A 14,778-nucleotide genomic window follows, 5' to 3' on the forward strand; every position below is an offset into this window, starting at 1 on the left:
CTATCGATGAAGCCAATGATCGATAAGTCAGCACAAATGCGATAGTTTGTCCCACTGACAGGACAATCGAGTTCAACATGCAAGACCTCAATGACTTGTACTACTTCGCCAAAGTCGTCGAAGCCGGCGGTTTCGCGGCGGCCGGACGGTTGCTGGGCATTCCCAAGTCCCGATTGTCGCGGCGTATCGCCGAGCTGGAAGAACGCCTCGGCGCCCGGTTGCTTCAGCGCACCACCCGCCAATTGAAATTGACCGCGGTCGGCGAACGTTATCTGCGCCATTGCCAGGCCATGTTGCTGGAGGCCGAGATGGCCGACGAAGCGGTGGCGAGCATGTCCAGCGAACCCCGCGGCCGATTGCGGGTGTCGAGCCCGGTGGGCCTGGCCCACCAGTTCCTGCCGGTGATAATCGAAACCTTCCTGGTGAAATACCCTTTGGTGCAACTGGACATGACCCTGCTCAACCGGCGGGTGGACTTGATCGGCGAGGGTATCGACGTGGCGTTGCGCGTGCGCGATCTGGGGGACGAGGATCCCTTGCTGATGACCCGGCGCCTGCGCCAGGCGCGGCTGATGATGGTTGCCAGCCCGGCCTTGGTCGAAGGACGGCGGATCGAAACCCCGGATGACCTCAAACAGTTGCCGGTGCTGGGGGCATTGGAAGCCGATCGCCAGGTGCACCTGCGCCTGGTCAGCGCCGATGGGCAGCGTGTGGAACTGAGCCTGGAAGCCCGCCTGGGCATCGACGACTTCATTGTGCGCCGGGCCTGCACGCTCGCCGGCCTGGGCTTCACTTTATTGCCAAGCATGTATTGCGAGCAGGAATTGCAGGACGGCACACTGGTGGAACTCTTGCCTGGATGGTCATCGCCCGATGGCTGGCTCCAGGCGGTCTACCCGCATCGGCGCGGCATGCTGCCAGCGGTGCGTGCATGGATCGATCATTTGGTGGAAGCCTTCGAGGGCTGTGGAGATAGAACGATATGAGGTTGAGCGAAGAGGATGTCGCGCAGTTTTGCCTGGGCCTGCCCGGCGCCAGGGAGGACTACAAATGGGGCGGCGTACGCGTGTTTTCCATTGCCGGGAACAAGATGTTCGCCCTGCAGGGCCTGCGAGGCGACTCGCTGGCGTTCAAGGTCGACAAGGATCTGTTCCTGGGCCATTGCGACCGGCCAGGCATTCATCCCGCGCCTTACCTGGCGCGGGCCCAGTGGGTCATCATGCAAGTGCCCTACCCGCTGGGGGCCGAAGAGCTGCGTGGCCTGCTGCAACGCTCACACCAATTGGTGGTCAGCAAATTGCCCAAGCGCACGCAGGTGGGCTTGTTGCTCTAGCCATTCAGAACAGATAGCTGCCCAGGAACAACTGGTCGATCCAGAACACCTGGTGCAGCAGCACGATGAACCAGAACACGATCTGAAACGACACTTTGCGGGTCTTGTGGCGAAACAGCTGCTGGGCCAGCAAGGCTCCGGGCCAACCGCCGGCCAGCTCCACCGCATGCAGCACGTTCTCCGGGGTGCGCCAGGTGTCGGCGCGTGCCTTGCGCTTGTCGCTCCAGTACAGCAGGAACGCCACCACACTGACGACGCCATAAGCCACCATCGGCACCCACGACACCGCCCGCAGCCCGAACAGCAGCGAACCGAACAACGGCAAGGCACAGAGCAGCGCAAACACCATCAGTTTGAGTCGCAGGTGCTGCACGGTGCCTTCAGCATTGCGCCCGGCACGTTTGCGGCTGCCTGATTCGTTCATGGCTTGGCAGCGGTCCAGTCCACCCAGCCGAACTGCCAGGTTGCCAGGATCAACAGGCCGAAGGCGATTCGATACCAGGCGAACACGGCGTAGCTGTGGCTGGCGATGAATCGCAGCAGGCCCTTGACCGCAATCATGGCGAAAATGAACGCCGTGACGAAACCAATGGCGAACACCGGAAAATCCGCCGGGACGAACAATTCACGGTATTTGTAGCCCGAGTAGACTGCCGCGCCGACCATGGTCGGCATCGCCAGGAAGAACGAAAACTCGGTAGCGGTTTTACGCGACAGCCCGAACAGCAGGCCACCAATGATGGTCGCACCGGAGCGGGAGGTGCCTGGGATCATCGCAATGCATTGAGCCAGGCCGACCTTCAGCGCGTCTTTCCAGGAGATCTCGTCCACCGTTTCAGCGTGCACCTGGTGCTGGCGCTTCTCGGCCCAGAGCATCACCAGACCGCCCACCACCAACGCGGTGGCCACCGTGATCGGGTTGAACAGGTAGTGGTGGATCCAGTCAGCAAACAGCACACCCAAGACCACAGCGGGCAGGAAGGCGATCAGCAGGTTGGCGGTAAAGCGGCGGGCGCTGGGTTGCGTCGGCAGGCCCAGCACCACATCGAAGATCTTGCGCCGGAACTCCCAGACCACCGCCAGGATCGCGCCAAGCTGGATGATAATGTTGAACGCCATCGCGCGCTCGCCGCCGAACTCAAGCAAGTCGGCGACAATGATCTGGTGCCCGGTGCTGGAAATCGGCAGAAATTCCGTCAAGCCTTCCACTACGCCAAGAATCAATGCCGAAAAGGCAGTCCACAAATCCATTCATCCCCCAAAAAAGACGCTGTTCGTGCAGGTCTTATCAATATCCAAGTGTCATGCAGGTGTCCCCGCAGCGGGTGCACGATAACCGCGACCTTTCAAAAAAAACCAATGAAAAATGAGAACCGGCTCAGGTTTTACGCTGTGGGGCCGAAATCCTATCAGACAAGCCCTGATAACGCTGCCGCGTTGTGACTCAGGTCAATTACCGATAGCGACCGGGCGCTACAGTGCCGGTCGTCGATACGACAAGAATAAAAACCGGAGTGACAGCGTATGAATAGCTTGCGCAGTGTGTCGATCAGCCGACGCTTGTGGCTCATCCTGGTCGTGGCCATCGTGATGTTGTTCACGCTCGGCGCCTTGATGCTTAATCAGATCCACAACGACCTCTACCAAGCCAAGGTGCAGAAAACCCAGCACGTGGTGCAGACCGCCAGCGGCGTGCTGACTTACTACCAAGGCCTGGAAGCTGCCGGCACCCTGACCCGTGACGCCGCGCAAAAGCAGGCCCTCAGCGCCGTGCGTGGCCTGCGCTATAACCAGAGTGACTATTTCTGGATCAATGACCTGACGCCGGTCATGATCATGCACCCGACCAACCCGAAACTTGAAGGCCAGAACCTCTCGGCCATCCGTGACCCGAACGGCTATGCGCTGTTCAACGAGATGGTTGCCATCGCCAAGTCCAAGGGCGCCGGCATGATCAACTACCTCTGGCCGAAACCGGGCGCCGAGGCCCCGGTGGGCAAGACCTCCTACGTCCAACTGTTCGAACCCTGGGGCTGGATCATCGGCTCAGGCGTGTACGTGGATGACGTCCAGGCCGAGTTCCAATCCCAGGTGATCAAGGCCTCGGTGGTCGGCCTGGTCATCACCCTGCTCATGGGCCTGCTGTTGACCCTGATCGTGCGCAGCATCGTCGGCCCGTTGCAGGAAACGGTCAACGCCATGGCCAACATCGCCAGCGGCGAGAGTGACCTGACCCGCACCCTCGACACCCACGGCCAGGACGAAGTGACCCAATTGGCGCGGCATTTCAACGCCTTTACCGCCAAGTTGCGGCACGTGGTGACCCAACTGCAAGCTTCGGCCAGCGCACTGGGGCAATCCTCCAGTGAATTGGGCAACGACGCCACCCAGGCCCAGGAACGCAGCCAGCAGCAGTCGCAACAAATGGAGCTGGTGGCGACCGCGATCAATGAAGTGACCTATGGCGTGCAGGACGTGGCCAAGAACGCCGAGCACGCGGCCAGTGAGATGCGCGACGCCGAATCCCAGGCCCAGCAAGGCCAGGTCAACATCGATGGCAGCTTGCAGCAGATCGACCGCCTGTCCCAGACCATCGACCAGGCGGTGGAAGTGATCCGCACCCTGGCGAGTGAAAGCACCCAGATTGGCAGCGTGCTGGAGGTGATTCGCTCCATTGCCGAGCAGACCAACCTGCTGGCCCTCAACGCCGCGATCGAAGCCGCCCGCGCCGGCGAACAAGGCCGGGGCTTTGCGGTGGTCGCCGATGAAGTGCGGCTGCTGGCCCAGCGTACCCAGAAGTCCACCGCAGAGATCCAGGCGATGATCGAGCGCCTGCAAACCCATTCCGAAGCCGCCGTGAAAGTCATCAGCGACAGCAGCCGTGCTTCGCAACTGACCATCGAACAGGCCGGCCTGGCCGGTGCCAGCCTCAACGCCATCGGCCAGGCCCTGCGCAATCTCAACAGCCTGAACGCCTCCATCGCCAGTGCGACGTTGCAACAGGCCCATGTGGTGGAAGACATCAACCAGAACGTCACCCAGGCCGCTGGCCTGTCCCACAGCACCGCCATGGCCGCCGAACAGTCCAGCCAGGCAAGCACCCGCCTCAAGGCGTTGAGTGAACAGTTGAACGGGTTGCTCACGCAGTTCCGGGTCTAAAGACCGGTAAATCACCCTGTGGGAGCGAGCTTGCTCGCGATGGCGGTCGCACAATCAGCATTGATGCAAGCTGACCCACCGCTATCGCGAGCAAGCTCGCTCCCACAGTGGTTCTGTGTTGGTCTCTGGATTGGTGTCCACCGCAATCCCTTGTGGGAGCGAGCCTGCTCGCGATAGCGGTAGCCCGTTCAACAATGGTATTGGAGCTCTCCACGCCATAGCGTTTACAATCGCCGCCCTCTTCTATTTCCCCAAGGAACCGCCATGTCCGGGCTTGAACTGTTTGCCGCAGCCCTCGGCGTGATCGCTGTCTGGTTGACCGTCAAGCAGAACCCCTGGTGCTGGCCGATCGGCCTGGTCATGGTGTTGCTGTACAGCTGGATTTTCTTCGAGGTGAAGTTGTACTCGGACATGCTGCTGCAGGTTGTCTACGCGGTGCTGCAACTCTACGGCTGGTGGCAATGGACCCGTGCCGGGCACAATCATGATGGACGCCAGGTCAGCAGTCTCGGTGGATCGTCGGTGCTGTTCGGCCTGGCTATCGGTGCGGCAGGCAGCCTGCTGTTGGGCGCCGCCATGGCCCACTGGACCGATGCCGCCCAGCCCTGGCTCGATGCCGCGCTCACCGGTTTCAGTCTCGTGGCCCAGTGGTGGATGGCGCAAAAACGCGTGCAATGCTGGCCGCTGTGGATTGCCCTGGACGTGATCTTCGTGGGCCTGTTCATCTACAAGGACTTGCACCTGACTGCCGCGCTCTATGCCCTGTTCACCCTGCTGGCCGTGCAAGGCTGGCGGGAATGGCGCGCCGACCCGGCCCTGCGCGCATGAAGGTGGTGGTGCTGACCGGCCCGGAATCCAGCGGCAAGAGTTGGCTGGCGGCGCAATTGCAGGAACACTTTGGTGGCGTGCGGGTGGATGAATACGTGCGCCATTTCATGGAGCAGACCCAACGCGATACCTGTCTGGCCGACATCACCGACATCGCCTCCGGCCAACTGGCCTGGGAAGATGAAGCGCGTGCCCACCGTCCGGCGCTGTTGATCCTCGACACGCACCTGCTGAGCAACATCCTCTGGAGCCAGACCCTGTTTGGCGACTGCCCGGGCTGGCTCGAGCCGGCCCTGCTGGCCCGCCATTATGACCTGCACCTGCTGCTGAGCCCCGAGCAGGTCGAATGGACCGGCGACGGCTTGCGTTGCCAACCCGGGCTGGCAGAACGGCTGGCATTTTTTGAGGCGATCGAGGCCTGGCTGAGCGAACATCAGCGACCGTTCCAGGTCATTGAGGGCGATTGGGCGCAACGCCAACAGCAAGTGTTCGCCGCCGTTACCCAGCTGCTTCACGCTTGATCGCAGGGTGATCTGTTCCATTCTTGAAACAACGCAGTCGCTCCAAACCCGGATCCAACGCCGCTTCACCAAATTGCCATCAAGACTGTCAAGCTTCTGAAACACCCGCCCAAAAGCCTGGATCCAGAGCCCTGGGACAGTAGGTGACCGGTTGGTCACCATGCACCTTGTCTCAGCGCTGAAACAACCCGCCCACCCAGCATGCCCTCAAAAAACACAACTCATTGAATTAAAAGGTATTTCAAAACTCGGCACGACACCTGCTCTGCCCCACTTCGCAACGCTGGACCAAGGCCAGCCCACCGAAGAAGGAATCGATGCCGTGGGGACTTTCGAGAGAAGTTTGACCTGTCTGCTGTTGATCAGCTGCGCCGCCAGCGCAACGCTCAGTCTGCCAGCACAGGCCGAGGGCAACGGCGTCATTGTGCTCAACCGTGACGTGCAGCCCATCGCAATTGGTCGCAACGGAGGCAAAGACCCCTACCCGACCACCGTCAATGCCAACCCCTCCGAACGCATCAACCAGGCAACCGCCAGCACCGAACTGAGCGATGGCGAATTCGCCAGCGTGGCCAGCGGCTCGTCGATCCGCAACACCGTCAACCCGAATACCGGCGTGCAAGGCCTGAACGTCGTGACCAACCCCAACGGCATGCCGGGCATGGGCGCCGGTCACGGTGGCGGCAGCGGCGGCGCGATCTCCGGCACCATCAACCGCTCGCTCAGTTCCGGCCTGGCCCCGCTGGGTCGGCTGGCGGGAGGCCAGTGAGATGAATCCAGCCCTCGTTCTCCTCGCCCTGTTAAGCCCTTGCCTGGCGCTCGCCGATCCGGCTGTGGCGGTGGTCAGTAGCGCCAACCTGCAGGATTCCGGCAGCCATTACACCGGCAACTTCAACGTCAACCAGGCCGCTGGCGACCAGATCCAGCAAACCAACACCCGGGCCATCGCCATTGGCAGCCACGCCCAGGCCAGCACCCGCGTGCAGCAACGCGTCGACACGCCGGCCGACCCTTCCATGAACGCCACCGCCCGTATCGGCGGCCACTCTTTCACCAACGGCAACGGTGTGCTGGGCGTCAACCAGTCCGCCGGGGCCAACAACCAGATGGCCAATGTCATGCGGGTGGGCATCAGTGCCCATCCGCAGAGCATTGATGACAGCGCCCTGTCTCAACAGAACGTGGCGTTGCTACCGAACTCAGGAGCAACTGGCGCCCCAACCGGCAGTCGCCAGGTCGTTACCAGCGACCAGGCCTTCACCGGCAGCCGAGGGGTAATCCAGGTGAACCAGAGCGCAGGGGTGGGAAACCGTATGGCGAACACCCTGAGCATCCGGGTTGCTGATTGACCCGGAGGCTACATAAGAAAGTACTGACACTTAACCAACGACACGCAAGGAGAAACACCATGAAACCTACAATGGCAATCAAACCATTGGTTTTCGCTCTCGCCGCGGTCATGACAATGGCTGCACAGGCTGGAGGAAACGACAACAATAATGGCCATGGCAATGGTCACGGTCACGGCAATGGCCATCAGCAAGGGCCGACGCTGGATCAATTGCTCTCCATCAGTGCCGGCGCTGGGGCTACGGTGCTGGATGAGCAGAACAGCGACGGCAACGTGGTGACCAACCAGGCCACCAGAAACACCGCTGAAGCCACTGACTCGCTCAATGGCAGCAACGGCAACATGGGCGCCAACATTGCCGGCGGCGACGGCAACCAGCAAGACAACGCCGCCGCCCTGGCCACCGCCGACGAAAGCTTCATCTTCGGCTCGGCTGTCGCCGCCTCCAGCGCCACGCAGGTCAATAACAACAACTACGTCAAGAACAACTCGACGCAAAACAACGCCTCGCTCACCAATGCAGGCAACAATGGCTCCGGCAACATCGGCATCAACGTGACCGCCGGGAACTTCAACCAACAGAAAAACAACCTGGCCATCGCCGTATCCGGGGGCCGTGTCGCACAGGCCTCTGCCGCGGCTGACCAGTCCTCCACCGGGCTTGTGGTCGACAACAAAGGCGTGCGGACCTACAAGACCGACACCCTCACCAGCACCTACAGCGCCTCCGGCACGTTCAAGGCCAAAGGTACCGGTACCGCCGAAGACAACGATCACGGCGGCTGGGACAACAAAGGCGGCGGCTATGGCGGCGGTCACGATGACGACAAGTTCAAGTTCTCCGCCGTGGGGACCTTCGAGCTGGCCGGCAGCAACACCCAGCAGGTGCTGACCCGCGACGGTTGGAAAAACCCTGTGATCAACAACGCCACCATGACCAACTCCATGAACGGCTTCTCCGGTAACGGCGGCGCCAACGTGTCGGCAGGCGTGGGCAACCAGCAGAGCAACTCGCTGTCCATCGCTGCCGGCTGCAAGGCTTGCATGTAAAAAAGTACCACTGTGGGAGCGAGCTTGCTCGCGATGGCATTGGATCAGTGACCTTTGTGTTGCCTGACACGCGGCTATCGCGAGCAAGCTCGCTCCCACAGGGGGCTTTTTCCTGGATGCCCACTAGGCGTATTGATCATGCGTGTCACTGCCGTTTCCCTGCTGCTCTGCCTGGCCTGCGTGGCCGAAGCAGCGCAGATGCCGGTCGCCGCCCTGCCTGGCGGCATGCTGGTCTACAAACCGGTGCAAAGCGTACGCGAACGCAAATTCAGCGACATCGTCGAGCAGAAAACCGATTTCAGTTGCGGCGCCGCCGCGCTGGCCACGGTGCTGCGCCAGGCTTATTGGCTGGATGTCGATGAAGAGCACGTCATCAAAGGCATGTTGGTCAATGCCGACCAGAATCTGGTTCGCACCCAAGGGTTTTCCATGCTGGACATGAAACGCTACGTGGAAGCCATCGGCATGCGTGCCCGAGGCTACCGGATACCGCCAGAGAAACTCGAAGCGGTGACGATCCCGGTGGTGGTCCTGATGGAGATACGCGGCTACAAGCACTTCGTGGTGTTGCAGCGGGCCGACAAGCAATGGGTCTACATCGGCGACCCGGTGCTGGGCCATAAGCGCTACGCCCATGATGAGTTCGTCAAAGGCTGGAACGGCATCGTCTTTGCGATCGTTGGCCCGGGCTATGACAAGACCAATGCGCTACGCAGCCCTCCTCAACCCCTGACTGCCCGTAACAAGCTAGACGGTTTCAACCCGGTCAGGGATGCGGAACTGATGGATTTCGGCTTCATCCAGAGCGACTTTTTTTAATCGCCGACCAACTGCCAACATAAGTACAAAAAGGAGCAGGACGCTCCGGGAGCAGCACATGAAAACCTCACACTGGCTGTCGCTGGCCTGCCTGCTCGCGACTGCCTCGGGCTATGCCCATGCCGGCTTCAAACCCATCGAAGTCAAGGACCAGGAGCTTGCCGAGCTGCGCGGTCGTTATGTCATGCCCGGCCGAGTCATCAGTTTCGGCATCGTCATGAGCAGTACCTGGCGCAACGCCAGCGGCGACTTGATCGGCGCCTCCAGCGCCATGCAGATCCAGGCCGCTACCGTCAAACCCGAATTCTATGTCTCCACCATCAAGCAGACCGGTAACGGCAGCGCCCCCGAACAGGGCAGCGGCAACATTACCGGTGGCGCCGGCCTTGGCACGGGCCAGGGGGTGACCCAGAGCGTACGCGCCGCCGGCGACGGCAACACGGCCTACAACAACGTCAACATCAACGTAAAAGAGAGCAACCAGGCACCGGCGCTCGCGCCTTCCCAAGGCCAGTTGCTGACCAAGGGCCAGACCATCAGCGGCAGCAACGCCGCCGGCAGTGTCGCGGTCACCGCCACCGGCAGCGGCGTGCAAATGGCGATCCAGGCCAGCCACAACCAGGGCAGCACCCTGCAACAAGTGGCTCAAGGCGGCTTGCTGCAAAACACCCGTCTGCTGGGCAACAGCAACCTGGTCAACAACATGACGCAGCTCAATGTGGTGCTGAACAATAACGGCCCCAGCGCCGGGGCATTGGACTGCAACCTGACTCAGTTACGTGGTCTTCGAAACCTCGGATATTGATCTACATTGATCTACGTTGATCGCCGATCAATGGGCAAATAAGGACGGCATATTTCATGTATCGATCCGTATCGTTGCGCGCTGTGATGTGTTTAAGCACGTTGTTCCCGGCAGCCGTGTTGCACGCGGCCCCGGATGCGGACATCGAGGCCCTGAAACAGGAACTTCTTGAGCTCAAGCAACGATACGAGGTCCAGCAAAGGGCCCTGGCGGTGCTTGAACAGCGGGTTCGCCAGGTGGAGGATCAACCCGCCGCGCCACCACCCAAGCGCCTGGCCAAATCCCCGGCCGACATGAAAGGCAACCAGACCGTGGCCGGCGGTGCTGCGACAACGGCTGGCGGCAGCGGCTACGGGCAATCCCTGGCCGATGATTCCCAACCGGCCCAGAGTGTCTCCAACCTCTATGACGAGGCCAGCGGCTTCTTCGGCGGCGGCAAATTCAGTTTCGAGACCGGCGTGACCTATTCGCGCTACGACACGCGGCAACTGATCCTCAATGGTTTCCTGGCCCTGGATTCGATTTTCCTGGGCAACATCAACCTCGACCGGATCAAGGCCGACACCTGGACGCTGGACCTCACCGGCCGCTATAACTTCGACAACCGCTGGCAGTTCGACCTCAACGTCCCGGTGGTCTACCGCGAGTCCACCTATCAGTCAGGCGGCGCAAACAACGGCGCAGCCGGCGTCACCAGCGAAGAAACCGTGACCCGCGACCCCACCATCGGCGACGTCAACTTCGGCATCGCCTACAAGTTCATGGATGAGTCGATCGACTCCCCGGACGCGGTGGTCACCCTGCGAGTCAAGGCCCCCACCGGCAAGGACCCGTTCGGTATCAAGCTGCGCCAATCCCAGGCCAACACCAACCTGTTCGTGCCTGACGACCTGCCCACCGGCAACGGCGTATGGTCGATCACGCCCGGGCTTTCGCTGGTCAAGACCTTCGACCCGGCGGTGCTGTTCGGCACCCTCTCCTACACCCATAACTTCGAAGAATCGTTCGATGACATCAGTTCCACAGTCAACCAGAAGGTGCCGGGCAAGGTGCAGATCGGCGACAGCTTCCAACTCGGCGCGGGCATCGCCTTTGCCTTGAACGAGAAGATGAGCATGTCGTTCTCGGTCTCTGACCTGATCCAAAAGAAAAGCAAGCTCAAACAGGACGGCGGCGACTGGGAATCGGTGGTCTCCAGCGACGCCAACGCCGGCTATTTCAACATCGGCATGACCGTCGCCGCGTCCGACAACCTGACCATCGTGCCCAACCTGTCCATCGGGCTGACCGACGATGCGCCGGATTTCACCTTTAGCCTGAAATTCCCGTACTACTTCTGACCCCCCTTGGGATATGTGATGGACACATATCCCAAGGGCACTGCACAACCCCTGTGGGAGCGAGCTTGCTCGCGATAAGGCCCTTTCAGTCAGCATTGATACTGAATGAAAGACCGCCATCGCGAGCAAGCTCGCTCCCACAAAGGTGTTTGTGCAGGCTTGAGTCAGCGGATCTGATGCTTGTGCAGCAGGCGATAGAACGTCGGCCGGGACACGCCCAGCACCCTGGCAGCCACGCTCAGGTTGTCGCTGTGACGGTTGAGTACATCGCTCAGGGCCTGGCGTTCGGCGCGGGTCTTGTAGTCCTCCAGCGTACCCATCGGTGCCGCGACGCCCTGGTGGCTGGCCAGGCCGAGGTCCCGGGCTTCGATTTGTCGCCCTTCGGCCAACACCAGACCGCGACGGACGCGGTTGGCCAGTTCCCGCACATTGCCGGGCCAGTCATGCATACCCATCGCCACCAATGCATCGTCGCTGAAGCTGCGGGGACGGCGACCGGTTTCCTGGCTGTAGAAATGGGAAAAGTGGCTGGCCAGCATCGCCAGGTCACCATGGCGTTCACGCAAGGGCGCCATCGCCACTTGCAGCACGTTCAGGCGGTAGTAGAGATCCTCGCGAAAACGCTTTTGCTCGATGGCCGCCTCAAGGTCCACATGGGTGGCCGCCAAGACCCGCACATCGACCGCGATCGGCTGGCTGCCACCGACCCGCTCAATGTGTTTTTCCTGCAGGAACCGCAGCAGGTTGGCCTGTAGCTCCAACGGCAGGTCGCCGATTTCATCGAGAAACAACGTGCCACCGTGGGCCGCCTCGATCCGCCCGATCTTGCGTTGGTGAGCCCCGGTGAACGCGCCCTTCTCATGCCCGAACAACTCGGACTGGATCAGGTGCTCCGGGATCGCGCCGCAGTTGATGGCGATGAACGGCTTGTTGCGCCGGTGAGACTGACAATGCAGGGTGCGCGCCACCAGTTCCTTGCCGGTACCGCTCTCCCCCCGAATCAACACCGGCGACTCGGCGGGCGCCAACTTGCTCAACAATTTGCGCAGTTCGCGAATCGGCCTGCTGTCGCCCAGCAGTTCATGTTCGGGCTGATCGATGTGGATCGAACCCTGCCCCCGCAGGCGCGCCATGCCAAACGCCCGGCCCAGTGTCACCTGGACCCTGGACACGTCGAAGGGCAAGGTATGGAAATCGAAAAACCATTCGCAGACAAAATCACCGACGTTTTGCAGGCGCAACACTTCCTGGTTGAGCACGGCGATCCATTCGGTGCCGCTACGGCTGATCAACTCCTTGACCGCTTCCGGGCGCTCCAGATGAAAAGGCTGCAAGCGCAAAAGGCCGACGTCACACGTCCGATCGCTGGCGTGTTCGAGGGAGCAACTGTCCACATCCCAGCCAATGGTGCGCAGACCTGGCAACAGGCGATGACAGTCATCGCAGGGATCAACCACGAGCAGACGACGTGACGTACTGGCTTCGATCATGACTGATCCTTGGCGTCAAAATAAGGAAATATGATTAGAAACAGTCGTTTGGCAGACCTGCATGTAACAGTAGCAAGAAGTTGACGCGCCCTTGTATCAATTGATTATCGAGATTGCTCCAAACTGGTTATAAGCAGGCGTTTCGTTAGTTATCTCAGGCCTGTTTGTTTCAGGGTGCTTTCAAACAAAAGCCCAAAAGCCTGGTCTGAAAGAAAATCGAAATTTATTTAAATAATGTGTGACCCGCCTGCGGGTTCGGGACATCAGTACAAGTAACCAGCCGCACGGTACGCCCAACCGACGGCACATCATTTGTTTGGGCACACTTAAGAGAAAACGCCATGAACGCCCCGCTCCGTATCAACGAAGCTCTTTTGATTGCCGACCGCGCATTCCGTCCTTTCCAATGCGTGGCCTGGGCTCCACAAGACGGTAACGGTGAACTTAGCCTGACCGTCATCGACCGCACCAATGCACATATTGGCCGCACTCAAATTCCAAGCAGCGCCTATACCGACCCGGTCCAACTGGCCGATCTGTTGAAACAGGCCCGGGCCGAACTGAGCCAGGAAGGCTACACATTGCAATCCTGGTCGATGCCTGAATAACCATCGATAAAGCCTGCTATCGATTGCAGGCTTGGCTCTGGGTTGTAAAGCCATCGTTATGGCACGAATCGCCGCCTTATCCGTAGAACATGACAGTTGTGCATTGTCACGTTCAGGGATTGAATGTTGCCCTCATGCAGTCGTCGCCCTTCCGGGCCGCTCGACACGCAAGGAGAGGCAGGCATGCTCGATCAGTTCGCGTTTGTGTCCCCCAGGGCCATGGCCCACGCCGGGCAACTTGACCCAGGCTTTGCCACCAACGGCAAAGCCTGGGTTCATTTCGAAGGCAGTACCTCGAGCCTGACCACCGGGCTGACCCTCGATCACGCCGGACAAATCCTGGTAGCAGCCAGGATCGAGACGGCCCACGGCAGTCGGTTCGGGCTGGCGCGACTCAACCACGACGGTGAGATCGACCCGGACTTCGGCACCCGCGGCTACGTGATCGGCGCGTTTGAACACGGTTTCGAAGCGACAGCGGGCAAGGTGATCGTGTTGCCCGATGGGCATATCCTGCTGTCCGGCCTGCACTACGAAAGCAACGACCACACCCTTCCCGCCCTGGCGCTGTTCGACCAGCAAGGCCGCGCCGTTGAAAGCTTCGGCAATGCCGGCCGGCACGTCATCAGGCTTTGCGGCAATCTCTCCCAAGGCCTGCGCGACCCCTGGCTACCGCCCGGCGTGCCGGGACTTGAGGCTTGCGACATGCAAGTGCAGGCCGATGGCCGGATCCTTGTGCTCGCCAACCACCACTATCAATTGTCCGATCATGTCGGCGTACTGATCCGGCTCTTGCCCGACGGGGCATTGGATACCTCGTTCAACGGTCGTGGTTTCGTGATGGTCCGGCGCTTGTTGAAAAATACCTGGCTCGGCTGCCTGCAGCTCCAGGCTGACGGCCATATTGTCGTCGGCGGCGCCATCGACTTGCCCCAGCATGGCTTGATTGCCCGTTATGACAGCAGCGGCAAACTCGATGACAGCTTCGGCGAAAACGGCTTCCTGTCCATCCTGGCCCAGGGGCACAGCGTGATGGTCAGCCAAATCGTTCAGGATGCGAGCGGTGATCTGCAGGTGTTCGGCAGCAGCCGTGATCCGATGCATAGCCTGTCCCTGAAAGTGCGCCCCGACGGCAAGCCGGACCGTCATTGCAACCAGGGTCAGTGCCAACTCATGGCGATCGGGCGCAATGCCAGTCAGTGGACCGCCGCCCAGCTTCAAGCGGACGGAAAACTGGTGACCGCCGGTGCCACGATCGGCGGTATCGAGGCCGATTTCGTACTTGCCCGACATCTGCCAGATGCCAGCCTCGACCCGGATTTCGGCCAAGGCAAAGGCTGGGTTCGCACTCGACTCGGCTACAGCCTGGACACCGCCACCACCCTGGCCATGCAGGCTGATGGAAGAATCCTGGTGGGCGGTTATTCGCTCCAGGGGCATTATCGAGCGGTGGTTGCGCGGTATTGGGCCTGAG

Annotated in this window: 16 protein-coding genes; 13 read left to right on the plus strand and 3 right to left on the minus strand. The window is 60.8% G+C overall.

The features are described from left to right. The first annotated feature begins 77 nt into the window (after nucleotides 1-77). A complete protein-coding gene (locus LOY50_RS15315) occupies nucleotides 78-986 on the plus strand; it encodes a LysR substrate-binding domain-containing protein (protein WP_253475249.1) in 909 nt (302 codons plus the stop codon). After that, entirely contained in the window at nucleotides 983-1,333 is a 351-nt protein-coding gene (locus LOY50_RS15320; RefSeq protein ID WP_013693486.1) for an MmcQ/YjbR family DNA-binding protein, read from the plus strand. The genes LOY50_RS15315 and LOY50_RS15320 overlap by 4 nt, the downstream gene beginning before the upstream one ends. A gap of 4 nt (nucleotides 1,334-1,337) precedes the next feature. Here the strand turns inward: LOY50_RS15320 and LOY50_RS15325 are convergent, their stop codons facing one another. Continuing rightward, the gene (locus LOY50_RS15325) at nucleotides 1,338-1,757 is read right to left on the minus strand and encodes a DUF1294 domain-containing protein (RefSeq protein WP_253475252.1); all 420 of its coding nucleotides are present in this window, start codon (nucleotides 1,755-1,757) and stop codon (nucleotides 1,338-1,340) included. Further along, nucleotides 1,754-2,584 (minus strand): undecaprenyl-diphosphate phosphatase, encoded by an 831-nt coding sequence (locus LOY50_RS15330; RefSeq protein WP_214510239.1) that lies wholly within the window; start codon nucleotides 2,582-2,584, stop codon nucleotides 1,754-1,756. Before LOY50_RS15330 ends, LOY50_RS15325 begins: the two co-directional genes overlap by 4 nt. A 273-nt stretch (nucleotides 2,585-2,857) precedes the next feature. Here LOY50_RS15330 and LOY50_RS15335 point away from each other — a divergent pair, with 273 nt between their 5' ends. From LOY50_RS15335 to LOY50_RS15375, 9 genes are all read left to right on the plus strand, one after another. Next, nucleotides 2,858-4,492 (plus strand): methyl-accepting chemotaxis protein, encoded by a 1,635-nt coding sequence (locus tag LOY50_RS15335; RefSeq protein WP_253475255.1) that lies wholly within the window; start codon nucleotides 2,858-2,860, stop codon nucleotides 4,490-4,492. A gap of 264 nt (nucleotides 4,493-4,756) precedes the next feature. Continuing rightward, nucleotides 4,757-5,320, plus strand: a complete 564-nt coding sequence (pnuC, locus tag LOY50_RS15340; protein ID WP_214510237.1) for a nicotinamide riboside transporter PnuC — start codon at nucleotides 4,757-4,759, stop codon at nucleotides 5,318-5,320. Then, the gene (locus LOY50_RS15345) at nucleotides 5,317-5,841 is read left to right on the plus strand and encodes an AAA family ATPase (protein WP_253478561.1); all 525 of its coding nucleotides are present in this window, start codon (nucleotides 5,317-5,319) and stop codon (nucleotides 5,839-5,841) included. The genes pnuC and LOY50_RS15345 overlap by 4 nt, the downstream gene beginning before the upstream one ends. A 322-nt stretch (nucleotides 5,842-6,163) precedes the next feature. Then, a complete protein-coding gene (locus LOY50_RS15350; protein WP_253475258.1) occupies nucleotides 6,164-6,610 on the plus strand; it encodes a hypothetical protein in 447 nt (148 codons plus the stop codon). A 1-nt stretch (nucleotide 6,611) separates the two neighbouring features. After that, nucleotides 6,612-7,190, plus strand: a complete 579-nt coding sequence (locus LOY50_RS15355; protein WP_253475261.1) for an adhesin — start codon at nucleotides 6,612-6,614, stop codon at nucleotides 7,188-7,190. 59 nt (nucleotides 7,191-7,249) lie between these two features. After that, nucleotides 7,250-8,242 carry a heme utilization protein gene (locus LOY50_RS15360; RefSeq protein ID WP_214510234.1) on the plus strand — a complete coding sequence of 331 codons (993 nt, stop codon included), beginning with the start codon at nucleotides 7,250-7,252 and terminating at the stop codon, nucleotides 8,240-8,242. Nucleotides 8,243-8,380: 138 nt separating this feature from the next. After that, a complete protein-coding gene (locus LOY50_RS15365) occupies nucleotides 8,381-9,061 on the plus strand; it encodes a C39 family peptidase (protein WP_253475263.1) in 681 nt (226 codons plus the stop codon). Nucleotides 9,062-9,119: 58 nt separating this feature from the next. After that, nucleotides 9,120-9,866, plus strand: a complete 747-nt coding sequence (locus LOY50_RS15370) for a hypothetical protein (protein ID WP_258688222.1) — start codon at nucleotides 9,120-9,122, stop codon at nucleotides 9,864-9,866. 56 nt (nucleotides 9,867-9,922) lie between these two features. After that, on the plus strand, nucleotides 9,923-11,206 hold the full coding sequence (locus tag LOY50_RS15375; RefSeq protein ID WP_214510231.1) for an autotransporter domain-containing protein: 1,284 nt from the start codon (nucleotides 9,923-9,925) through the stop codon (nucleotides 11,204-11,206). A gap of 164 nt (nucleotides 11,207-11,370) precedes the next feature. On the opposite strand, the gene LOY50_RS15380 is transcribed toward LOY50_RS15375, so the two are convergent. Further along, nucleotides 11,371-12,696, minus strand: a complete 1,326-nt coding sequence (locus LOY50_RS15380) for a sigma-54 dependent transcriptional regulator (RefSeq protein ID WP_214510230.1) — start codon at nucleotides 12,694-12,696, stop codon at nucleotides 11,371-11,373. A 341-nt stretch (nucleotides 12,697-13,037) separates the two neighbouring features. On the opposite strand from LOY50_RS15380, the gene LOY50_RS15385 reads away from it, so the two are divergent. Together LOY50_RS15385 and LOY50_RS15390 are read left to right on the plus strand one after the other, a co-directional pair. Continuing rightward, a complete protein-coding gene (locus LOY50_RS15385) occupies nucleotides 13,038-13,304 on the plus strand; it encodes a hypothetical protein (RefSeq protein ID WP_214510229.1) in 267 nt (88 codons plus the stop codon). Between the two features lie 183 nt (nucleotides 13,305-13,487). Next, nucleotides 13,488-14,777, plus strand: a complete 1,290-nt coding sequence (locus LOY50_RS15390; protein WP_253475269.1) for a hypothetical protein — start codon at nucleotides 13,488-13,490, stop codon at nucleotides 14,775-14,777. The last annotated feature ends 1 nt before the right edge of the window (nucleotide 14,778 follow it).

Source organism: Pseudomonas sp. B21-010 (genome assembly GCF_024749325.1).
GTDB lineage: Bacteria > Pseudomonadota > Gammaproteobacteria > Pseudomonadales > Pseudomonadaceae > Aquipseudomonas > Aquipseudomonas kilonensis.